This is a genomic window from Nostocoides sp., assembly GCF_037045025.1.
Classification (GTDB): domain Bacteria; phylum Actinomycetota; class Actinomycetes; order Actinomycetales; family Dermatophilaceae; genus Nostocoides_A.
Genome location: NZ_JBAOHM010000015.1, coordinates 682891 through 703722 on the forward strand (window position 1 = coordinate 682891; position 20832 = coordinate 703722).

The 20832-nt window shown below is 68.9% G+C and carries 17 protein-coding genes, 1 tRNA gene and 4 pseudogenes; 11 read left to right on the forward strand and 11 right to left on the reverse strand.

The features are described 5' to 3' along the window. Nucleotides 1-24 precede the first annotated feature (24 nt). The 3 genes from V9G19_RS22405 to V9G19_RS22415 all read left to right on the forward strand — a co-directional run bounded on the left by V9G19_RS22405 (nucleotide 25) and on the right by V9G19_RS22415 (nucleotide 3968). The gene (locus V9G19_RS22405) at nucleotides 25-2319 is read left to right on the forward strand and encodes a heavy metal translocating P-type ATPase (RefSeq protein WP_462287426.1); all 2295 of its coding nucleotides are present in this window, start codon (nucleotides 25-27) and stop codon (nucleotides 2317-2319) included. Nucleotides 2320-2456: 137 nt separating this feature from the next. Beyond that, nucleotides 2457-2894, forward strand: a complete 438-nt coding sequence (locus tag V9G19_RS22410; RefSeq protein ID WP_462287616.1) for a metal-sensitive transcriptional regulator — start codon at nucleotides 2457-2459, stop codon at nucleotides 2892-2894. Between the two features lie 879 nt (nucleotides 2895-3773). Beyond that, on the forward strand, nucleotides 3774-3968 hold the full coding sequence (locus tag V9G19_RS22415) for a hypothetical protein (RefSeq protein ID WP_462287587.1): 195 nt from the start codon (nucleotides 3774-3776) through the stop codon (nucleotides 3966-3968). Nucleotides 3969-4184: 216 nt separating this feature from the next. Here the strand turns inward: V9G19_RS22415 and V9G19_RS22420 are convergent. Together V9G19_RS22420 and V9G19_RS22425 are read right to left on the reverse strand one after the other, a co-directional pair. Next, nucleotides 4185-4270 (reverse strand) — tRNA-Leu (locus V9G19_RS22420). A gap of 114 nt (nucleotides 4271-4384) precedes the next feature. Continuing rightward, nucleotides 4385-4879, reverse strand: coding sequence for a metallophosphoesterase family protein (locus tag V9G19_RS22425; protein ID WP_462287588.1), 495 nt, complete (start codon nucleotides 4877-4879; stop codon nucleotides 4385-4387). A gap of 101 nt (nucleotides 4880-4980) precedes the next feature. On the opposite strand from V9G19_RS22425, the gene V9G19_RS22430 reads away from it, so the two are divergent. Beyond that, on the forward strand, nucleotides 4981-5535 hold the full coding sequence (locus tag V9G19_RS22430) for an RNA 2'-phosphotransferase (protein WP_462287589.1): 555 nt from the start codon (nucleotides 4981-4983) through the stop codon (nucleotides 5533-5535). Here V9G19_RS22430 and V9G19_RS22435 read toward each other — a convergent pair. Beyond that, entirely contained in the window at nucleotides 5529-5888 is a 360-nt protein-coding gene (locus tag V9G19_RS22435) for a hypothetical protein (protein WP_462287590.1), read from the reverse strand. The two genes, V9G19_RS22430 and V9G19_RS22435, sit on opposite strands and share 7 nt — an antisense overlap. Nucleotides 5889-6900: 1012 nt before the next feature. On the opposite strand from V9G19_RS22435, the gene V9G19_RS22440 reads away from it, so the two are divergent. Continuing rightward, nucleotides 6901-8490: a plasmid pRiA4b ORF-3 family protein gene (locus V9G19_RS22440; protein ID WP_462287591.1), complete on the forward strand. Its 1590-nt coding sequence runs from the start codon at nucleotides 6901-6903 to the stop codon at nucleotides 8488-8490. On the opposite strand, the gene V9G19_RS22445 is transcribed toward V9G19_RS22440, so the two are convergent. After that, complete coding sequence (locus V9G19_RS22445; RefSeq protein WP_462287592.1) at nucleotides 8487-8921, reverse strand: carboxymuconolactone decarboxylase family protein; 435 nt, start codon at nucleotides 8919-8921, stop codon at nucleotides 8487-8489. The genes V9G19_RS22440 and V9G19_RS22445 overlap by 4 nt on opposite strands. A 375-nt stretch (nucleotides 8922-9296) precedes the next feature. Here V9G19_RS22445 and V9G19_RS22450 point away from each other — a divergent pair, with 375 nt between their 5' ends. Further along, nucleotides 9297-10556 (forward strand): AAA family ATPase, encoded by a 1260-nt coding sequence (locus V9G19_RS22450; RefSeq protein ID WP_462287593.1) that lies wholly within the window; start codon nucleotides 9297-9299, stop codon nucleotides 10554-10556. A gap of 45 nt (nucleotides 10557-10601) precedes the next feature. On the opposite strand, the gene V9G19_RS22455 is transcribed toward V9G19_RS22450, so the two are convergent. Then, nucleotides 10602-11249 (reverse strand): hypothetical protein, encoded by a 648-nt coding sequence (locus tag V9G19_RS22455; protein WP_462287594.1) that lies wholly within the window; start codon nucleotides 11247-11249, stop codon nucleotides 10602-10604. 141 nt (nucleotides 11250-11390) lie between these two features. Between V9G19_RS22455 and V9G19_RS22460 the strand changes: the two are divergent. Next, nucleotides 11391-11756 (forward strand): annotated as a pseudogene (locus tag V9G19_RS22460) (DUF3375 family protein); the annotation flags it as partial. 58 nt (nucleotides 11757-11814) lie between these two features. Here the strand turns inward: V9G19_RS22460 and V9G19_RS22465 are convergent. Then, nucleotides 11815-11928, reverse strand: a pseudogene (locus V9G19_RS22465) (DUF3375 family protein); the annotation flags it as partial. Between the two features lie 38 nt (nucleotides 11929-11966). On the opposite strand from V9G19_RS22465, the pseudogene V9G19_RS22470 reads away from it, so the two are divergent. From V9G19_RS22470 to V9G19_RS22485, 4 genes and pseudogenes are all read left to right on the forward strand, one after another. Next, a pseudogene (locus V9G19_RS22470) lies at nucleotides 11967-12157 on the forward strand (DUF3375 family protein); the annotation flags it as partial. Between the two features lie 73 nt (nucleotides 12158-12230). Then, nucleotides 12231-12785, forward strand: coding sequence for a DUF3375 family protein (locus V9G19_RS22475; protein ID WP_462287595.1), 555 nt, complete (start codon nucleotides 12231-12233; stop codon nucleotides 12783-12785). Then, complete coding sequence (locus V9G19_RS22480) at nucleotides 12778-13323, forward strand: hypothetical protein (protein WP_462287596.1); 546 nt, start codon at nucleotides 12778-12780, stop codon at nucleotides 13321-13323. Before V9G19_RS22475 ends, V9G19_RS22480 begins: the two co-directional genes overlap by 8 nt. A 347-nt stretch (nucleotides 13324-13670) precedes the next feature. Then, on the forward strand, nucleotides 13671-15179 hold the full coding sequence (locus tag V9G19_RS22485) for an IS1380 family transposase (RefSeq protein ID WP_462287597.1): 1509 nt from the start codon (nucleotides 13671-13673) through the stop codon (nucleotides 15177-15179). Nucleotides 15180-15351: 172 nt separating this feature from the next. Here the strand turns inward: V9G19_RS22485 and V9G19_RS22490 are convergent, their stop codons facing one another. From V9G19_RS22490 to V9G19_RS22510, 5 genes and pseudogenes are all read right to left on the reverse strand, one after another. Beyond that, entirely contained in the window at nucleotides 15352-16515 is a 1164-nt protein-coding gene (locus V9G19_RS22490; RefSeq protein ID WP_462283989.1) for an IS701 family transposase, read from the reverse strand. 706 nt (nucleotides 16516-17221) lie between these two features. Continuing rightward, a complete protein-coding gene (locus V9G19_RS22495) occupies nucleotides 17222-18037 on the reverse strand; it encodes a DinB family protein (protein WP_462287598.1) in 816 nt (271 codons plus the stop codon). Between the two features lie 518 nt (nucleotides 18038-18555). Continuing rightward, nucleotides 18556-19329: pseudogene (locus V9G19_RS22500) on the reverse strand (transposase family protein); the annotation flags it as partial. 141 nt (nucleotides 19330-19470) lie between these two features. Beyond that, nucleotides 19471-20244, reverse strand: a complete 774-nt coding sequence (locus tag V9G19_RS22505; RefSeq protein WP_462287599.1) for an ExeA family protein — start codon at nucleotides 20242-20244, stop codon at nucleotides 19471-19473. Next, nucleotides 20136-20832 (reverse strand): Mu transposase C-terminal domain-containing protein (locus tag V9G19_RS22510; protein WP_462287600.1); only part of this gene is annotated, 697 nt, incomplete at its 5' end. The genes V9G19_RS22505 and V9G19_RS22510, both read right to left, overlap by 109 nt.

The following is a 20832-nucleotide window of genomic DNA, read 5'->3' on the forward strand; positions in this document are numbered from 1 at the left end:
CTCCATGCATACCCGAGGACACCAATGAGCACCACCGTTACCGCTCCCCCGCAGCAATCGAGCTACGAGTTCGAGATCGGTGGGATGACGTGTGCCTCGTGTGCCATGCGGATCGAAAAGAAGCTCAACAAGCTCGACGGCGTGAGCGCGAGCGTCAACTACGCCACCGAAAAGGCCGTGGTCACGGTCCCCGAGGCGCTCGACCCGGCGACGCTCATCGAGACGGTCGAGAAGACAGGCTATTCGGCCGCGCTGATCACTCCCACAGTGGCGACCTCGGCCGACAAACCCGCCGACGAGGTCGACCATGAGTTGATTGCCTTGCGCCAGCGCCTGATCGGGTCGATCGTCTTGTCGGTCCCGGTCATCCTTTTGGCGATGGTTCCGGCTCTGCAGTTCACCTACTGGCAGTGGCTCTCACTCACCTTGGCCGCCCCGGTCATCGTCTGGGCGGCCTGGCCGTTCCACAAGGCGGCCTGGACCAACCTGCGCCATGGCGCGGCGACGATGGACACGTTGATCTCGCTGGGCACGGGAGCGGCCTTCCTCTGGTCGCTCGTCGCGCTGTTCTTCGGCCACGCCGGTATGCCGGGGATGACCCATCACTTCGAGTTCACCGTCTCGCCCAGCGAGGGCCTGGACAACATCTATCTTGAAGTCGCCGCCGGAGTGACGATGTTCATCCTCGCCGGGCGCTATTTCGAGAAGCGGTCCAAGCGGCAGGCCGGGGCCGCCCTGCGGGCCTTGCTGGAGCTGGGCGCCAAGGAGGTCACCGCCCTGCGCGGAGGGCGCGAGGTCCGCATCCCGGTCGAACAGCTTGCCGTCGGGGATGAATTCGTTGCCCGGCCGGGAGAAAAGGTCGCCACCGATGGGGTCATCACCAGCGGCAGTTCCGCCGTCGATGTATCGATGCTCACCGGCGAGTCGGTCCCGGTCGACGTCCGCGTGGGCGATGCCGTGACCGGGGCGACCGTCAACACCAGCGGCCGACTGGTCGTGCGGGCCACTCGCGTCGGCGCCGACACCCAGCTCGCCCAGATGGCCAAGCTCGTCGAAGCGGCCCAGTCCGGCAAGGCCGAGGTCCAGCGCCTCGCCGACCGGATTGCCGGGGTCTTCGTCCCGATCGTGATTCTCATCGCCATCGGGACACTGCTGGCCTGGCTGCTCACCGGCCACTCGGCGGCGATGGCGTTCACCGCTGCCGTCGCCGTGCTGATTATCGCCTGTCCGTGCGCCCTCGGCCTGGCCACACCCACCGCTTTGCTCGTCGGCACCGGGCGTGGCGCCCAACTCGGCATCCTGATCAAGGGCCCGGAGGTCCTCGAGTCGACCCGCACGATCGACACGATCGTCCTCGACAAGACCGGCACCGTCACCACCGGCCGGATGAGCTTGGTCGAGGCGTATGCCGCGGACGGCACCTCCGAAGAGGAGCTCCTGCGGCTGGCCGGAGCGCTTGAAGCGGCCTCGGAGCACCCGATCGCGCAGGCGATTGCCGCGGCGGCGGCCGAGCAAACGGAGCAGACGCGACAGACGGATCAGACGGGGCCGGCCGAGAGGTTGCCCGCGGTCGAGGACTTCGCCAACCTCGAGGGGCTGGGGGTCTCGGGGGTCGTCGAGGGCCACCTGGTCGTCGTCGGCCGGGAGACGCTGCTCGCCGACTGGTCGATGCCGCTGCCGCGGCAGCTGGCCGAGCACAAGGCCGCCGCCGAGCGGGCTGGTCGCACCGCAATCACGGCCGGTTGGGACGGCCGGGCGCGCGGGGTCCTCGTGGTGGCCGACACGGTCAAGCCGACCAGCGCCGAGGCGATTGCCCGCTTCCGCGACCTCGGCCTGACCCCGGTATTGCTCACCGGCGACAATGCGAGCGTCGCGCGCACGATCGCCGATGAGGTCGGGATCGAGCAGGTCATCGCCGACGTCTTGCCGCAGGACAAGGTCGACGTCGTCGCGGGCCTGCAGCGCGACGGCAAGGTTGTCGCCATGGTCGGCGACGGGGTCAACGACGCCCCGGCGCTCGCTCAGGCCGACCTCGGCCTGGCGATGGGCACCGGCACCGATGTCGCGATCGAGGCATCCGACCTGACCCTTGTGCGCGGCGATCTGCGTAGCGCCGCGGACGCCATCCGTCTCTCTCGCCGGACGCTCGCAACGATCAAGGGGAACCTGTTCTGGGCGTTCGCGTACAACGTCGCCGCGATCCCGCTCGCCTCCCTCGGGCTGCTCAACCCGATGATCGCCGGCGCGGCGATGGCCTTCTCCAGCGTCTTCGTCGTCGGCAACAGCCTGCGGCTGCGCTCCTTCTCCCCCACCCGCTGACCGGCCGCGCTGCCCCAGACCCGCTGACCGGCCGAAGACCCAGACCCGCTGACCCAGGAGTGCCCATGCTCGACCAGACCACCCCTGACGCGGCGAGCGCGCCAGCCACGCGCGCGCCAGCCATGCGCGCCCCCGCAATGAGCGCAGCCGGCGCGGGTGACGCCAACCCGAAAGAAGCCAACCCGGGCGAAGCCAAACCGAAAGAAACCAACTCGAAGGAAGCCAACCCGGGCGAACCTAGATCGAAGGAAGCCAGCTCGGCCGAGGCCTGCGGCGCCTGCGACAACCCGGCTCAGCACGGCTACATCGGCGACAAGGCGCGCTATCTGTCTCGCCTGAAGCGAATCGAGGGCCAAGCGCGCGGCATCCACCGGATGGTCGATGAGGAGCAATACTGCATCGACATCCTCACCCAGATCTCGGCGTTGACCAGCGCCTTGGAGAGCGTTGCCCTCGGCCTGCTCGATGACCACCTGCGCCACTGCGTGCTCGACGCCGCCACCCTGGGCGGGCCGGAAGCCGAAGCCAAGCTCGCCGAGGCGTCCCAGGCAATCGCTCGTCTCGTGCGCTCTTAACACCACGCGGTATCCGCCCGGGCAGAGCGTGGGGACCCCCGCTCCTGCCCACGTAAAGCGTTGGGAAAGCGCTCCTGCCACGCAAAGCGGGGGACCCAGTCGCTCCCGACGGACACTCAAACGATCAAAGCCGATCATTCCCATGCGATTGCACGGTCAAATCAGGATCTGATCAGACCCCAACTACACTCTCGTTTGGGATGAGCCCGTAAAGGTCGCGCAGCACGTCGTCCGCGATAGCCCAGATCAGGGCGACGAGCCTGCCGTGCCTCGCCATGTTCAAGAGTGGACCCTCCTACGACGCACGCCGACCGCACGCTTGTCGTTGACCGGCACCGTTCCAGAACTCTATGCGGCGCGCGCCGTGCTCGTCACGGTGGACGCGCTGGTTCGCCCCCCTGCTCGCCGTCGAAGCTCACTTCTTCGGTTGGCCGCTGATTGTGGCCAAATTGGGGCAGCAATCTGCTGCCCGATTCGGCAACAGGTCGTTGCCGAATCGGCACCGCACCGGTCGACTGGCGTGGCTTCGTGGCGTAGCGAGGCCCCGGTCTCTACATGCCAAGCGCGACACGAAGCGGGGGACGCAACGCTTCCGTGGCCCAGCGGTCGACGGGCATCCCTTCAAGGTCCGCTGCCCCAACACCCCCGCGTCGATGCGGATGCCGCACACCATCCCCACCACGACCTGCACCCCCGGTGAGCAGTGCGGTTGCGGCAAGACCCTGACCATCCCGGACAGCCTGCTCGAGCGCGACCGGCAGCACCACCCGTGGCAGTCCACCCGGTGGGCCCAAGTCCTACAACCGACGCGGCCGCATCGAGGGCTTCTTCGGAGGCGTCCGATACCAGTCCCTCAACCTCAACCGTGGGTTCTTCCGGATGACCGGACTCGTCGCCACCGGAATGCTGCTGGCGCTCACCCTCATCGGGCACAACCTCGTCAGCCTGCACGCCTGGCACACCAGACGCGGCCTGCCCGAGCCATGGCAGGCACACCTTGGCGAGCCCGTCGACGACCGACCCCTGGAGAAGGCGACCCGCACCCGCGGGCGGCGCAAGCGCCAGACCGACTGACCGGGCCAGCACGAGCCACTCACCTCCGCAAGGCGTGGGCGCCAGCATGCCCAGAAATGGGCAATAGACACCGAAATCGGGTCCACAGCAGACCGAATCGCCGCCAAAGACGCCGACGACGGCCGCCGCGACCCCACAACGACGAAACTCCCGGCCGGATCGACTCCCGCCGGGAGTTTCGGGAAACCGAAACAGGTAGTTCAGGGAACTACCCGTTGGTGCGAGAGGGGGGATTTGAACCCCCACGCCCGTAAGGACACTGCCACCTGAAGACAGCGCGTCTGCCGTTCCGCCACTCTCGCGTGAGCCGTCCTAGTGTGCTACACGCGGAGCCGGAACGCCAAACCGCGGTTGCCAGCGGACGGGGCGCGGCGGCATACGGGTCTTGACTCATCCGGTATGCCCGTGCGCCCGGCTCAACCCGGCAGCGGCAGGATCTCGTGCCGGACGACGAGCCCGTCGGCGACGTCGAACTCGCCGTACGTGCCGACCGGCTGGCGGCGGCGGTCGGTGGGCGAGCCGGGATTGAAAAGATGCAGGCCGTCGTCGACACCGTCATACGGGATGTGCGAGTGCCCATAGACGACGAGGTCCGCATCGGGGAACCGGCGGCGCATCCGGCGGCCGCGGCCCTGGCGCGCGCCGGAGTCGTGAATCATCGCAACCCGGACGCCGGCCAGCACCAGCTCCAGCGTCTCGGGCGCGCCCCACGCGGCGACGGCGGGGCCGTCGTTGTTGCCGAGCACGACATGCACGGGCGCATACGCTGCGAGGTCGTCCAGCGCCTCGGGCGTGCACACGTCGCCAGCGTGCAGGATCACGTCCGCCCGCGCCAGCGGCCCGCGCAGCCCCTCGGGGATGCCCTTCCACCGACGCGGGGCGTGGGTGTCGGACAGGACGAGTACCCGCATCTGCGCAGTCTCGCAAAGGTTCACGCTCGAGCGGGAAATCGGTCGCCGCCGCTCGGCTCCGCGCCTAATGTGGGGCCGGCCACGGTCGGAAAGGGCAAGCGATGGACAAGCAACAGGTGGTACGCCTGTCGAAGCGGCTCTCGCGCGTGCTGCGCCACCAGCCCGAGCGGATCGGCCTGACCCTCGACGCCGGCGGTTGGGTCCCGATCGACGCCCTCGTGGCCGCGCTGAACGCCTCCGGCATGCGGGTCACCCGGGCCGACCTCGACGAGGTCGTCGCGCGCAACGACAAACGCCGGTATGCCGTCGATGCCACCGGCACTCGCATCCGCGCCAGCCAGGGGCACACCATCGACGTCGACCTCGGCCTGCACGCCACCACCCCACCGGCTGTGCTCTTCCACGGGACGGTTGCAGCCGCGCTGCCCGGCATCCGGCAGAGCGGACTGATCCCGATGCGCCGCAACCACGTTCACCTGTCGCCAGATGAGGAGATGGCTCGCGTCGTCGGCGCCCGGCGCGGTCGGCCGGTCATCATCCGGGTGAACGCTGCCGCGATGGAGGACGAAGGGCACACCTTCTTCCTCAGCGACAACGGGGTGTGGCTCACAGCAGTGGTGCCGGCGGTCTACTTCACCCTGCCGGCCGGTCACTGACACGTCGCCGACAAGAGACCACCAGTCCTACCGACGGCGCACCGACCGTCCGCGGAGGGCGGCGTCGAGTTCGGGCGTCCGGACGAAGGCATGCCGTGCCCCCGAGGCGAACGACCGAAGCGGAAGTCGCGCAACGGGATGACGTGGGTCGGCGCGGCCGGGTCGTAGGCGAAGGTCGCGCCCGTGCCCTCGTCGGGCAGGGCAACCAGGCTCCCTGGATATGCCGTGTCGACCCGCCGGCCGCCGGCGTCGAAGACCTCCTTCGGGCAACTGCGCACGACGCACGACCGGTAGGTGCGGACGACGCCCACCTGCTCCGGGGACGCCGGGCAGCGTGTGCGCGGCCACGACATCCTTCCCCACCAGGCCCGGCACCACGCTGCACGCGAGCGTGACGAAGGTCGAGAGCACGATGAGCCCCTCCAGAGTGTGGTGCCCGGTCAGGACCCGGCAGTAGGCCGCGCAATAGGCCCCGAGTGTCCAGCTGTTCTGCCGCATGGTCATCGAATTGATCACCGACCGCGCACGCCCCGCATCCGTTGCGCCAGAACGCACTTGACTGACAATGTCGCGCACCTGAGTGAGCTCGGCGCGCAAGTGGTCGTGGACGTCGACCAGGTGTTGCGCCGTCGCCTCCTCGTGCGCGGTATAGCCGCGCTCCGGCAGGGAGTATGCCGCCCGCTCCCCTCCCCGACCCCGGCCGCCTCGTGAGATGGGTTGGGCTGGACAGCAACAGAATCCGGTGAGTTGTCCGGTGCAGCGAGGGTGGCAGCCATACGGGCTCGCTCAGCCTCGACCCGCTCGCGGACCGCGGGCGCGACCTCCCGGGCGAAGGTGGCGATGGCGCGGGGATCGTCATTGCCGAGGATGTAGGTCGACATGCCCTCGGTGAGCGTGAGGTCGGCGAGCTGCTCGGCCCAGTGACGATGATCGTCACAAGCGGCAGGCGCAGCTCCCGAGCCAGGCGGATGCCACGACGTGCCGCGCGCAGCGCCGCCGGCCCCATCGGCCGGTCCAGCTCCTGCCCGCGCCGATCCTGGCCCAGCACGACGCACGACGCATCACCGAACTGTGCCAGGGCGAGGAGCAGCCCCGGCTCCGCCTCCCCGACGCCGGTCCCGTTGAGCAGCACCACATTTCGCGCGGCATGTCGCAGCGGCCGGCGGACGCCGGGACGTTCCGCTCACCGCGCGCGCTGGACCGACTCCCAGGCCCGGCGCCGGACCCGCGGGGTCGGCCAGGCATGCTGCAAGCGGTGGGATCGGCGGCCGCTGTATGGCAGTGGCCGCCCGGTGCACCTGTTCCGCTGGGCTGGTCGCGGCTGACCGGTTCCCCAAGCCGCGCCGGCCCTGGTTGACTGGGCTTATGGCCCCCAAACGCGGCAAACCCGACCCCAACGACCCGATGCAGCGAGCGATCCACCAACTCGCCGCGCACATCGCCTCGAGCGACAACCCGCAGGCGGCGTGGGGGGCGTTCTATCGGGACACGATGTCTGGGTCCGGACTGCCGGACCCGGCGGCCGACGGGCTGGCAGCCGAGGACATGGCGGAACTGGACGAAGCCCGGATCGAGTTGCCCGAGCCGCCGACGCAGCCGCAGATCCTCACAGTTCGGGTCGACATCGACGGCGCGAAGCCGCCGATCTGGCGCCGCCTCGACCTGCGCGGCGAGCTGACGCTCGACGAAGTTCACGACATCCTCCAGCTCGCGTTCGGGTGGGAGGACGGCCACCTGCACCGGTTCACCCTGCCCGGCCCTCGCTCACACGGGGCGCGCGACTTCCTCACCGATTTCGACGCGGAGGCGGGCCAGCCCGGCACGGCCGAGTGGGAGGCCCGCCTCGATCAGGTCCTGCCCCAGCGCGGCGCCAAGATCAGCTACACCTACGACTTCGGTGACAGCTTCCTCCACCGTCTCAAGCTCGAAAAGTTGCGCCCCGCAACAGAATCCGACCCGGCTGCCGTGTGCCGTGACGGCCGCAACGCGGGTCCGCCCGAGGACGTGGGCGGCATCTGGATCTGGAACGAACTTGCCGACGCCCTGCGCGCCAACCCCGATCCCAGCGCTCTCACCGGCGACCTGGAGCACTTTGCCGACTGGTTGCCCGAGGACGTTGCCCCCGACGCTTTCGACATCGACGCCACGAATGAGGCACTTGCCGGCCTCTTCGCGCTCGGCGACCTGCCACCTCTGCACCCCACCCTGGAGCGCCTGATCAACGACGCGGACCCAGACGCTGCCGGAGAGCTCGTCAGCCTGGTCCAAGCGGCCGCGCCCCCGGGGCCCCGACCCACCGCTGACGAGATGGCGCAGGCGCTGCGCCCCTGGCAGGCGATGCTCGACGCGGCGGGAGCGGACGGCATACCGCTGACCCCGGCGGGGTGGATGGCACCGTCCGCGTGCGAGCGGATCTGGCATGAGAGCGGGCTGGCCTCGCCGGTGGGCAAGGGCAACCGTGAGCAACACACGCCCGAGCTGATGATGCTGCGGGAGGAGAGCACGCGGATCGGACTGATCCGACGCCACAAGGGGGCTTTGGTCCTTGCCCCCACGGGTCGTCAGGCGGTCAAGGACCCAGCCGTCCTTGCCCGGAGTGTCGCGTCCGGACTGACGGATGCCAAGGACGCCATCGACCGGGATGTCCGCGCGGTCACCCTCCTGTTGCTCGCCGCGGACTGGCGACCAAGCACCGATCAGCTTGCTGCGCAAGGGATTCCGCAGTACGAATGGGGCGCCCTGGGCGATGAGGTGGCGCGGCTGCTCACCGCGGCGGGCTGGCGCGTCACCGGGTTCCCCGACCTTCGGTATGCCGTGGGCCATGCCACCCGGCTGCTGGACCTGTTCGCGGCCGGCTTCCCTGGCCTGCGCCGCGGTGCTCTGCCCGATAGCGACGGCGTCCGCGCACTCGCCCGGTTGGCGATCTTCCCGGGTGAGACCTTGGCCTTGCGTTAGGGGCCGACGGGGTAGCCGCTGCGGATTGCCACCCGGTTCCACGCGTTCATCACGACGGCCAGCCACGTGACGGCCGCGATCTGCTCGTCGGTCAGGGCGCTGGCGTCCACCTCCGGCTCGGGCACGGTGAGGCGAGTGCTCTGCTCCGCCAGCGCGAGCGCCGCCTGTTCTGCGGGCGCGAAGTACTGCGACTCCCACCAGGCCGCCAGCACCGCCAGCCGGTCGCTCGTCTCACCAAGCTTGAGGGCATCGCGGGTGTGCATCCGCAGACAGAAGGCGCAGCCGTTGAGCTGGGAGACCCGGATCTTGACCAACTCGACCAGTTTCGGGTCCAGACCTGCCGCCTTCGCCGCCTCCTCCGCCGCCCCGCTGAAATCCGCGAGCCGCTGATAGACGGCCGGCTGCTTCTTGCTGATATTGAACCTGGACATCTCGCTCCTCGTCGCTCGTGCCGAGCCCCGGGCCGAGCCCCGGGCCGAGCCTAGCCCCGGAAACGTGCCGGACAGGCGTCACCCGCATTAGACGGGGTCGACCACCGCGAGACCAAAGTAGTGATGGCCTGACGGGTGGTTCGGCCACGGAGCGGGCGCTGACGACGGCGGCGTGTAGTACCCATCCTGCTCAAGGCGGGAGGTGCGCGCTTTCCCTGAAAGGCACTCACCAGCCATCGAGGAACGCCCCGCTGAGTGATGACGACGTCCTCGTCAGGGGTGGCAAACGCACAGACGTCGGCGCGTCATTCAACGCCGGACGTATAATTGCGTATAGTTCAGAGAGATTATACGGAACTATACGCAGATATTCTGATGCAGAGTCCTTATCACCCAGGCACGGGGGCGCGGCCAGGCGTGCTCGTCGGCCGGGAGGCCGTCTTTAGTCAGGCGCAGGCGCTGGTGGAACGGGTGCGCAGCACCGGCCGTGGTGGGGCGGCGGCGCTGGTCCTCGTCGGGGTACGTGGGGCGGGGAAGACGGTCTCCCTGGATGTCATCGGTGAGCGGGCGCGGGCTGCCGGGTTTGTGGTGGCGTCCACGACCTTTTCGTCCGTGACGGACGCGGGCCAGGAGGTGGCGCGGGCCGTCGCGCAGGCGATGGCGCCGTTTCAAGGGCCGGGTATGCCGCAGTGGGACCGCGTCCGCCAGTGGCTCGCGGGCTGGAATGTCGAAGTCAACGCCGGGATTGTGCGGGTTAGTGGCAACCTGGCCTCGGACTCGACGCGCGGGACTGGCGGACCGGCGGCCGGATCGAGTGCCGCCTTGGCCGATCTGCTGTCGGAGAGCGCCGAGTTGGCCGTGCAACGACAGGCCTCGGGTCTGCTGCTGCTGGTGGATGAGATCCAGGAGGCCAAGCTCGAGGACTTGGCGGTGGTTGCCAACGCCGTCCAGTTGACGGTGCGCGCTGGCGCCCCCCTGCTGGTGGTGGCCGCGGGCTTGCCGAGCGCGCCGGCGACGTTGATGGAGGCGGCCTCCTTCGCCGAGCGGTTCGACTACTGGGAGTTGAAGCGGTTGACCCCGGCCGAGAGTGAGGTGGCCCTGCTGCGACCGGCTGCCCAGGTCGAGGTTGGCTGGGCGAGCGAAGCGGCGACGTTGGCGCTCGACTTCGCGGCCGGATCGCCATACATGATCCAAAAGATCGGCGATGAAGTGTGGCGCGTGGCGAGTCCCCGGCGGGGTGCCCGCATCACTCATGACCACGTCACCGAGGCGGTGACCGAGGTGCTGGAGAGCCTCGCGAGCGGCATGTTCAGAGGCCGATTGGCGAAGGCGACGCCGGCGCAACGTGACCTGCTCGTCGCGATTGCCCAATCGCTCGATAAGGACGGGGTCGCCTCGACCGCGGCAGTGGGCGAATGCCTGGGAAAGACGGCCCCACAGATGAGCCGGGATCGGCAGGCCCTCATCGACAAGGGCTTGGTCGCCTCGGAAGGCTACGGCCGGATGTCGTTCACCATGCCCGGTTTCGCGGAATACGTCCTGAGCATCATCGACCAAGCACCGCACCGGATCGAGGGACTGTACGTGACGACTGAGCGACAGGCTCTTCCTGGGCGGCCCGATATCGAGCCGTAACGCCCCCGTCGCACCCTGCCGCGACGCCGTGTCGGGGTGAGACGGTTAGCGGCGACGCCTCACGTTCGCCCATACCCCGGCGAACCACGCCAGGACCGCGGCGGCGGTCAGGACGAACCAGACTGCGCCCCACCCCCGCCCGAATGCGAAGTCGCGCTCGGGCATGACGTGGGTCGGGTCGGCCGGGTCGTAGACGAACGGGACGCCGGCGCCAGTGGGGTCCCTCGCGAACAGGCCGCCGGCGTACCGGGCGTCCACCCGCGTGCCGCCGGCGTCGAAGACGACGTGCCCCCGACAGCCGCGCGAGTGGCACGGCCGGTAGCTGCTGATTGCTTCGACCCGGGCCGGGTGGCTGGGCATCGTGTAGGAGGCGACGACAGCCTGTCCAAGCACCCCGCAGACCACCGCCCCGGCGACGAGCACAGCCGCCGAGAGGGCGATAAGCCAGCGCCGGGGCTGGCGCTGCGCCCCGTCCCCTCGTCCCACCAGGTGACGCGTCCACGGCAGCAAACCGCCCACCGCGGCGCCGATGACGATGCAGGACACCAGGATCAGCATCCCCGTTCGACCTATGAGCCACGGCGGCAGCATGGCGAGGACGAGCGCTCCCACCCCGAAACCGACGACGGCGGTCACCAGTGCGCCGACCATCCCGGCACGGCGAAGCGAGATCGGCGTCGGCGGACCCGGCATACGGCACATTGAAGCACCGGCGCCGACTCGCCGACGGCCCGCCCGGCACCTCCATAGGGGCTGTCGGAGGGTCGACATAAGCTCGTCCTCACCAGCCCACGAATCCTGGGAGACCAGGTGGACCACGACGAGATCGCCTTCGTGCGGGAGCATTCGCCCGCCTGGCGATTGCTGCGCGCCGACAGTGCGCCGCTCGTGCTCGCCGCGCTCGGGCAAGTCTTCATCGTCGACAACATCCGCACGATCGCCGAGAGCGATCTGCTCCCGCGCGTCGACGACGTGCTGTATGCCGCGAACGCCGCCGCTCCCCTGACGAGCCGCGCTACCCGCGCCCGGCCCGCGCCTATGTCCCAGACGTGGGCGGCCCCGGAGGCCGGGTGGCTGCGCAGCTTCTATCCCGAGAACTCCAACGAGGCCCACTACGACGCGACCTCCGACCTGGAAAAGGCGTGGGGCGTGGGTGGCGGGGCTGCGGCGCCGCTCGTTCGTCGGCACCGAGTCGCGTCTGCATGGCGGCTGCATGGCGGTCGAGGACGGCAGCGGAGTCCAAGCTCGTCGAGGCGCCGCTTTCGACCGCGGCGATCTCCGCGTCCAGGACGTCGCGCTGGCGCCGCAACTCCGCAAGCCGCGCCGCGTCGTCCTCGGTGGAGCCGTGGACGATCTGGCGCAGCAGGTCAATGACGGTATCAGCACTTCTCCAGCACGGCCCGGGAGCTGCTGTCCGACTTCCGCGAGGTCGAGGACAACTTCCGCCGCCTCGATCGCGACGCCCGGGCCAAGATCACCGCCTGGGACGGGCCAAGGGCGACCTGCTCGGTGAGTTGGTCGGCGACCGGCAGACGATCGCCGCCTCCGACCAGGGCCGCAGCTTCCAAGCGTTCTACGACTTCCTGCTCTCCCCCGAGCGCCACCAGGAGCTGGACGCCTTGCTGCGCACCGTGGCCGAGCTGCCGGCGCGGCCCGCCGATCGCCGGCTGCGCTATGTCCACCACGACTGCGGACGCCACCCGATGGTGGCAGCCCGCGTGGCTCGCCGATTGCCGGCTGCGCTATGTCCACCACGACTGGTTCGACGCCGCCGAGCGCACCCAGCAGATGGTGCGCCAGCTATCCAAGCAGCCGCGTCGCTTCCTCGGCGACGCCGTCTGGCTGGAGAACCGCCGCGTCGTCGAGTTGCTGCGCAACATCGAGCGCACCGCCGTGACGTTGCGCCCGCAGGCCGACGTGCGATCCTTCATCGAGCTGGATGCCGTTGCGCCGCAGGTGATCCTGCCGTTCGAGCGGCCGCTCTACGAGCCTGCGGCGGCGATGGCGTTGGACTCGGTCCCCACCGAGGAGGGCGTGGATGACCTCGAGAGGGCCGACGAACTTGCCCTCCACGCCAAGGCCGTCACCCTCGCCGGCCAGATCAGTTCCTCCGATGCCCGGCACGAGAAGGACGACCGGTTCCGCATCGACGACCGCACCGGCCCCGAGCCCGCGACGCAGACTGTGATGTGCTGGGCGCGTGGACGAGGACCAGCGCTGGATGGATGACATTCCCCGAGCATTGGATGCGTTGGCGCGCAATTCCGGGCACCTGCGCAACGAACAGTTCTTCACGCAGATGGCCGGCGCCGACAACCTGCTGATGAAGGCCGGTGTTGCGCTTGAGCTGGGCGATTCGGCGAAGGCCGACCGACTCATCACCCGCGCAGCCGCCATGCCCTACGACGATCGGGAGATGCGGTTCCCGGGCGTACAGGCGGCCGACTCGGTGGTCTATGCGGTGATCCTCAACGCTGTGGAGGCTGCCGACGAAGACGACAGCGCCTGGCTCGATGCCGCCCTCGCCGCCCACGAGGAGGCGACCGGACCAGGCAAGCAGCAGCTGGCCTGCGTGCTCAACGGCTTCGTCCGGCAGGCCGGCATCGTCGACCTCACGCCGCGGGAGAAGGCCCGAATCAGGGCCGTAGCTCGCGATGCTCCGCTCGACGTCGACCACGTGGACCCGGACTCCACTGTGGGGGAACGAGCCGACGTCATCCGGTCGATCTTGATCGCGCTCGGGGCATACGAACGCCACCGGCGCTGAGCCGCGAGCTGGCCTTCGTCAGTCCGCGCACTTCGACACGTGGCTGCGAAAAACTCAAGGACCGGATCGGTCGACTGTGCATCGTCAGCGCCTCGACCGCCTGGCTGCGGCAATCCCGGGGACGCGAGACCCGTCGGCAATGGCGTCTGGGAGCTTCGACTGATGTTCGGTCCGGGTTACCCGCGTGTTTTATCTGGGGATGGCCCGCGGCTGATCCTGCTGCTCTGTCCCGGATCCGCGAGTAGTGGTGGGGTGATCGGCGTGTGATGTGACGAAGGTGCTTGTCCTACTGGGAGAATCGGGGTTACGAAGCCTTCGATCGTCCAGCGAGGAGAAGCACCTTGTCGATGAAGAGAGTACGTGGTCGTGGCCGGGTGCGGAAGCGGGTGCGGATCGGCGCGCCGGATCCGTCGTTGACCGGGACCTCGGGGGTGGCAGCGCTCGCGGAGTTCATCGAGAAACTGGACCTGGTCGGGCGCCTTGACCGGGGGATCGGTGCGATCAAGGAGCGGGAGCGGGGCGCGACGGCCGGGCAGGTGCTGGTGTCGCTGGCGCAGTGCCAGCTGCTCGGCGGGGATGTGCTGGCCGCGTTGGACCGGCAGCGCCAGGATGTGGCCGGGTCCGCGTTGTCGGCGGTGCCGGTGTTGGCCTCGACCACGGCGGCGGGGTTGGCCCGCCGGTTCGGGCCGGCGCAGCTGGCCGGCCTGGAGAGTGCGGTCGCGGACCTGACCGGTCATGCGGTGGCCTTGTTGCCGGCGTCCCGCCGGGCGGTGCTGGCCGCGGCGGTGACGGTGGACTTGGATTCCACCGATGTGGAGGTGTACGGGCCGACGAAGCAGGGCGTGGCCTACAACTATCACGGTCAGCGCGCGGGCCGTCCGCATCTGGGGACCTGGGCCGAGGCCGGGTTGACCCTGGCCGCGGAGTTGCTCGCGGGGAATGAGGATGTGAGGCCCCGGGCCGCTGACCTGTTGCGCCGGGTCCTGGCCGGGATCCCCGAGGACATCCGCTCGGCCGCGGCCGACTGGGATCGGTTGCGGGTGCGCGCGGATGCCGGCTACTTCACCGCCGACCTGGCCCACGCCGCGGTGGCGGCCGGGTGTGACTTCGCCATCGCCGCGAAACGGAACACCGCGATGTGGCGCGCCTACGCCGCCATCCCCGAGGACGCCTGGGATGCGGCGGCGAGCGGGATGCCCGGCGCGCAGGTCGCCGCGGTCGACTACGCCCCGCAGGGGTGGCCGCCGCACACGTACACCATCGTGCGCCGGGTCCGCATCGAGGCCGAGGACATCTCGGGCGACCCGCGCTCCCGGCGTCGGCGCACCATCGAGACGAACCAGCTCGCCCTGGCGTTGGAGGGCGCGGCCACCCACGCCCACGCGGTCTCCTTCATCGTCACCAATATCCCCGCCAACGACCACCCGGCCAACCCCACCGAGCCGGCCGAGCCGGCCGAGCCGGCGGAGCCGGCGGAGCCGGGTGAGGCGGCCGCACCGGTTGCCTCGATCACGCAGGTCGAGTCCTGGTTCCGCCGCCGCACCGACATTGAGGACCGGATCCGGGAAGCCAAACTCGGGGCCGCGCTGCGGCACCTGCCCTCGGGCAACCACGCCATCAACACGGTGTGGATGTGGGCCGCCCTGCTCGCCGGGAACATCTCCGTCCTGCTGCAAGCCCTGACCGGGATCGACCAGCGTCACCGCGCCCACGGCGCCCACCTACGCCACGAACTGCTCTGCGTCCCAGCCCGCATGGTCCGCCACGGCCGCCAGCTGATCCTGCGGCTGCCACCCGACCGCCAGCTCCTGCCCACCGTCCTGGCCCGGATCCGGGCCTTACCCACCGCGGCCTAATACTACAGCCGCATTTATGGGAATGCGCCACGGCTGGCGTAATGACATCGGCGGGCTCGGGCTTGGTGCCGGCGACGCCAGGATGACCAGTGAAGAACTTCGGCCGGGTCTGGGTTGTGTTTCCAGATCAGTTGCGCCAGAAGGTGTTTGACCTCGGGGACGGTGAGCGGGATCAGGTCCGTGGGGTTGGCTCGATGGCCCCCTTTTTGGGGGTTGCCGTGGCCGCGGTGGTGATGGTCAGGAAGGCGTGGGCGAGCATGGCCAGGGTGATGTGCCGGTACCAGGATTCGTATCGGCGGACCTGGTACTGGTCCAGGCCGACCTGTCCCTTGGCGCTCTGGAAGGTCTCCTCGATGGCCCAGCGGGCCCCGGCGACACGGACAAGCTCGCGCAGCGGCGTGTCCTCGGGCCCGCAGCACAGGTAGTAAGCCAGGTCGGTGGGGTCGCTGATCGAACGGCGCACCAGCAGCCAGTAGCCATCGGCAGATTCCAGCGGACGGATCTGGGCGCGGGCCCAGTGATAGAGCCGGGGACCCTTGGCGCCGTTGCCTGCGGAGATTTTCTTGAACGCCTGCGCTGGAAGCGATCTCGCGAGTTCGTCCGCACGCAGCTTGGCGACCCGGTCGCCGGTGTCCGTCTCGACACGGGCGATGACGCGCTGGTTGACCGGCACCGCGAGCACGTACGGCATGCCACGACTCTCCAAGGTGGCGCGCAGCCCGCCGTGCTGGCCGTATACCTCGTCGCCGGTGACCCATCCGGCCGGCACCCCCGCATCCAATGCCCGACCGATCATCGCGATCGCTAGCTCCGGTTTGGTCGCGAAGGCCACCTCGTCGCCGATCCCGGCCTCTCGGCAGCGGTCCCGGTCCTCGGTCCACGCCTTTGGCAGATACAGCTCCCGGTCCAGGAACGTGCGGGCGACGGGCGTCGCGTATGCCAGGAACACCCCGATCTGACTGTTCTCGATCCGCCCCGCGGTGCCGGAGTACTGCCGGGCCACCCCGGCCGACTTCGTGCCCTTCTTGAGGAACCCCGTCTCGTCCACGACCAGCACCCCGGCCGGGTCGCCCAAGTGCTCGACCACGTACCCACGCACGTCGTCACGAACCAGGTCCACGTCCCAATCCGCCGCCGCGAGAAGGCGTTGCATCCCATCCGGGTTCGCCGCTCCGGCCCGCTCCGACAGCGTCCACCCGTTCTTGCGCTCCACCGGCGAGAGCAACCCGCGCACGTACTCCAGCGCCCGCTCCCGCGGCTCAGACCGCGCGAACCGCGACGCGATCCGGGCATGCACGGCCGCCAGCCCCTCCGCCCACAACTCCACTTCCGCCACACAAACCTCACTGATCACATAAGCACCATGGCCCCAGTCATCAGTCTGACATCCACGACACGCCGGTCAACCACAAATAAATGCGGCTGTAGTACTAACCCGCGAATCCCCCGTCCCGACGACCCAGGACCCCGAAGACCCGCCCACCCGAGCGCCACCGGGCCATCCACCCTGCCCGCACCCAAAAACACACTGCCACAACACAAAATCTATCCGCCGTTCACTGGCCGCCCAACCCACACGCAAGCTACTCGCGGATCCGGGTCTGTGGGGGCGACAAGGCGCCACAACAGTGCGGCATCGATCGGGCTCATCGGCTGGCCCAGGACTATGGGACACGCAGGAGAGAGACCATGAATGACAGTGGGGACGTCGTGTGCCAACCGTTGTTGGTGTGAGTCAAGGATTGTTGGCAGTGCCAGCGACTTCAACCACGAGGTTCCAAATTGCTTCGCCGCTGGCGTGATTAATCATCAACGACCCCTCGCCCAGACCGTGACAGTCCGCCTCACCGTCGTGAGTCACCAGCCGCGCGGAAGCGCCTTGCCGCGCGTGCGTGTAAGGGACGAGGACGTTCTCGATGGCTGACTCGTCCGCAGGCATTGCGTTGCGATGCCTTCGTGGAAGCTCTGCAAGAACACATCGAAGCTCACGTCCAAGAACTTAGCCTAGCCTTCGACCGCCACAGAAACATTCGAGACAACGACTATGTCGGTTCAGCCAGCGTCGCGTTGTCGATCGCGGCGAGGTCGCGCTCGGCATACAGCCGGTGCTCCCACTCCTCGTTCAGCACGATGGTTAGGCACTTCGCCACGTCGTAGGGTCCCCAGTCAGCGTTGAACGGGACGGCTGACTCCACTGTCTCGGCGAGGCGCTCCGGGGTGAGGCCGTCGAGGACCTCACCTACGGTGGCCCGGTGCCGATCGCGTTGCGCCACAACCTCATCCATACTCGGCCGAACCTCGCGGTCCCGCGGCACGCCCTCGATGGTGGGCGCCTGGTCCCACGGCAGGTCGAGCGGGTGCCACGGGTCGGCGATGCCGCGGATCGTGCCGTCGATCCACACCGCATACGCAAAATTGAGATGCCGCAACGTCTCGACGAACGACCACTCGCCGTCGACGCTCTCGTGCAAGTGCTCCGGCGCCAGGCCGCGCGCCCGCTCGACCGCCTCGCCCCACAGCCGCTCGACGATCGCGAACGCCTCGCGGAACCCCTCGGGGTCGCTCGGCCGCATCTTGGTGCGCTCCGGCATCCGCGCATCGAGTTCGGCCTCGACCAGCGGCAGCACGTTGACGCCGTTGACCAGCAGCTCCTCGAACTCGCCATACAGCTCCAGCCGGGTCGCGATCACCCCGCGCATCGTGACATCGTCCAGACGCGCCGCCCGGATGCGGGCGCGGCTGAAGTCGATGTCGTGGAAGTGGGCGTCGGTCAGGTACACGTCCTCGAAGCGCGCCTCCTTGAGGCTGACCCGGGTGAACGTGCTGCCGTCGAGGTGCTTGTTCGCTAATTCGGCCATGACCTCGAGCCTAGGCAGAAACCCGGACGTTCTTGATCCGGATTGATCCGTTGTTTCTCCGCTGGGAGCGGCACGATCTCGTGCCGCACCAGCAGTCCATTGATGACCTCGACCGCCTTATGGTGCACGTGGGCGATGTATCTCGTGTTCGGCGCGGATCGAGGTGGTCGACACGAACTCTTCATCGATCGGCCCTTGCCAGAGCGAACCTCATACCAAGGTGCGGGAATTCGCATGCCATGCGAGGGTTGGAGTCACGTCCGATCCGCCCGACGCGACAACGACGATCCCGAGGTCACAACGATGAGTCACGACCTGGACGGAACCGCCCTCGCCACCGAATGGATGGGGGCGCAGAGTGCGGCTATCGAAGCGTTTGAGCGCCTCAGTCAGTCCCACTCGGCAGTGGAGTCAGCCCCGTGGTGGAGCCGGATCATCCTCGCCCGGCGGGAACGCGAAGACTCTCTGGCAGCACTCTGGCAGCCAAGGACGCGATCGACCGACTCAGTGAGGTTTTCTCACCAGCGGCCTCGTTGCATGGTAAGAATGACGAGGGCGGCGGCGGTGATATCGCCGATCCGCCAGGGGCAGAGAGTGACCCGGCGGAGGGCCTTGAAGGACTTCAGGAGGGCGTTGGCGCGTTCGGCCGGGGCGCGCAGGGAGCACAGGAGCAGGTTGTGGGTGCGGTTGTCGGGGCAGAGGTTGGCGCCCTTGTAGGGGAGGTGGATGCCGATCCCGGCGCCGACGTAGCCCTTGTCGGCCAGGGTCGGCAACCCGGCGGCGGCGGCCGGATAGAGGGCGGGCAGAACGTGCCGGCGGGCGGCGCTCAGGTCGTGGGTGGAGCCGGGTTCGACCGGCGAGACCCAGACCGGGAACCCGCTCGGGTCGGCGACGACCTGGATGTTCCCGCCGTGGCGTTTGTGTTTCCCGGCCTACCACAGGTCATGTCCGGCAGCGGATGTCGCCGACGAGCGGGTGGATCCGATCAGGGTGCCATCGAGGCACACGTACGCCCACCCGGCCGCGTGTCCGGCGGCCAGCACCTCGGGCAGGTCCGGCAGGTGGGCGGCGATCACCGATATCGCTTCGTGTAGGTAGCGGTACCCGCTCGCCTGGCTGACCTTCGCGTCGCGGGCGAGCAGGTCGATGTCGGTGCCGTCTTTGAGCCAGCGTAGGACGAGGATGGCCTGGGTCCAGCAGGTCGCGGCCCGCTGCCATGGCCGGCGATCGACTCGGCGGCGGTGGGCTTGTAGCCAGCGGGAGACCCGGGCGACGGTGGAAACGGGGACGTCTGTTGACCGTCGCTCATTCTGCGGATGGCGGCGTCATCGGGTTTGCCGATGGTCTGGGTGTGGAACGGCCCCGTCCGCGGTTGGCGGGCGGGGCCGTGGTCGGCGTGGTGACGGGGTGCTCGGCGTGGTGACGGGGGTTGGTTAGTCCGCGCCGGTTTCGGAGATCGCGATGCGGGCGGCTGTCTCGTCGACGATGTTGGTGTCTTTGGCGAATGCGGCCATCAGGGCGTTGACGGCGAGGTTGTTGATGGCGCGTGGGTATCCTCGGGAGGCGTTGTGGATCAGGGTGATCGCGTCGTTGCTGAAGAGGGTGTCGGTGCGTCCGGCGATCTTGACGTGGTGGGTGATGTAGTCGCTGGTTTCGTCGGGGGTCATCCCGGTGAGGGTGTATCGGACGGCGATGCGTTGGTCGAGGGCGGCGAGCACGCCGAGGCGGAGTCGTTGGCGCAGGGTGGGTTGTCCGACTAGCAGCGCGGCGAACGGGGCGCCGGAGTCCATGCCGTGGTTGGTCATCATGCGGACGGCTTCGAGTTGGGGGTTGTCGAGCAGGTGTGCTTCGTCGAAGACCAGGACGGGGGTGCGGCCGCGTTCGGCGTGTTCGGCGGCGAGGGCCTCGGCGGCTTGGGGGACCAGGGTGGCGGTGTAGAAGGTGGGGGTTTGCCCGAGGGCGGAGGTGATGTGGTGCAGCATGCCGCGGACGCCGACGGAGGGGTTGGGCAGGTAGATGACCACGTGTCGGGAGGTGTCCAGGGCGGCGGTGGCGGCGCGGATGGCGACGGTCTTGCCGGCGCCGACCTCGCCGGTGATCACCCCGAGGGCGTGTTGGCTGATGCACCAGTCGATGCGGGCCATGGCCTCGGCGTGCCCGGCGTGGCGGTGCAGCATCGAGGGGGCCAGGGACCGGCCGAACGGCATGGCCGTGAATCCCCAGTAGGATTGCAGGCGTTGGATACTCCCCGGGCCGCGTCCTGCCGCGAGGTGGTGTCGGTGAGCATTTCATCGAGGGACAGTTGCCCGGGGATCTGCTCGGTGGTGGCTTCGGGGCTGTTGGCGTAGAGGGCGTGGAAGCCGATCCGTTCGTCGTCGGCGACGTGGGTGTGGTGGGTGTCGGTGAGCAGGTTCAGGTAGTTGATCCCGGTCGTGGCGGGGGCTGGTTCGGGGGTCTCGGGTCGGGCCTTGGGGTGGGTGTGTCGGGTGATCACGTGTGGGACGGCTTGGCCGTAGGAGCGTCCGCTGTGGCGGACCTCGATCTGTTCGAGGTTGAACGGGGAGAAGACGAGTTCGACCTTGCGTCCGACCAGGGCGGGTTCGACCTGGTAGGTGTTGCCGTGCAGGCTGATGGTGGCGGTCTTGGTGACGGTGCGCAGCTGGGACCATAAGAACGCCTCGGTCAACGCGTCCGCGGCTGGCATGGTCGGGCCGTGCCCGGCGGCCTGCCAGCCGTCGTTCCAGCGGGTCAGTGGGCTCTGACCGGTTTCGGAGTGCACCTGGTGGTGATAGAGC

Excerpts from the sequence above, each read along its gene's own strand:
- V9G19_RS22405 (WP_462287426.1), top strand. The coding sequence starts at position 25 with ATGAGCACCACCGTTACCGCTCCCCCGCAGCAATCGAGCTACGAGTTC.
- V9G19_RS22410 (WP_462287616.1), top strand. The coding sequence starts at position 2,457 with ATGAGCGCAGCCGGCGCGGGTGACGCCAACCCGAAAGAAGCCAACCCG.
- V9G19_RS22415 (WP_462287587.1), top strand. The coding sequence starts at position 3,774 with ATGACCGGACTCGTCGCCACCGGAATGCTGCTGGCGCTCACCCTCATC.
- V9G19_RS22425 (WP_462287588.1), bottom strand. The coding sequence starts at position 4,879 with ATGCGGGTACTCGTCCTGTCCGACACCCACGCCCCGCGTCGGTGGAAG.
- V9G19_RS22430 (WP_462287589.1), top strand. The coding sequence starts at position 4,981 with ATGGACAAGCAACAGGTGGTACGCCTGTCGAAGCGGCTCTCGCGCGTG.
- V9G19_RS22435 (WP_462287590.1), bottom strand. The coding sequence starts at position 5,888 with ATGTCGTGGCCGCGCACACGCTGCCCGGCGTCCCCGGAGCAGGTGGGC.
- V9G19_RS22440 (WP_462287591.1), top strand. The coding sequence starts at position 6,901 with ATGGCCCCCAAACGCGGCAAACCCGACCCCAACGACCCGATGCAGCGA.
- V9G19_RS22445 (WP_462287592.1), bottom strand. The coding sequence starts at position 8,921 with ATGTCCAGGTTCAATATCAGCAAGAAGCAGCCGGCCGTCTATCAGCGG.
- V9G19_RS22450 (WP_462287593.1), top strand. The coding sequence starts at position 9,297 with ATGCAGAGTCCTTATCACCCAGGCACGGGGGCGCGGCCAGGCGTGCTC.
- V9G19_RS22455 (WP_462287594.1), bottom strand. The coding sequence starts at position 11,249 with ATGCCGGGTCCGCCGACGCCGATCTCGCTTCGCCGTGCCGGGATGGTC.
- V9G19_RS22475 (WP_462287595.1), top strand. The coding sequence starts at position 12,231 with ATGTCCACCACGACTGCGGACGCCACCCGATGGTGGCAGCCCGCGTGG.
- V9G19_RS22480 (WP_462287596.1), top strand. The coding sequence starts at position 12,778 with ATGGATGACATTCCCCGAGCATTGGATGCGTTGGCGCGCAATTCCGGG.
- V9G19_RS22485 (WP_462287597.1), top strand. The coding sequence starts at position 13,671 with ATGAAGAGAGTACGTGGTCGTGGCCGGGTGCGGAAGCGGGTGCGGATC.
- V9G19_RS22495 (WP_462287598.1), bottom strand. The coding sequence starts at position 18,037 with ATGGCCGAATTAGCGAACAAGCACCTCGACGGCAGCACGTTCACCCGG.
- V9G19_RS22505 (WP_462287599.1), bottom strand. The coding sequence starts at position 20,244 with ATGCCGTTCGGCCGGTCCCTGGCCCCCTCGATGCTGCACCGCCACGCC.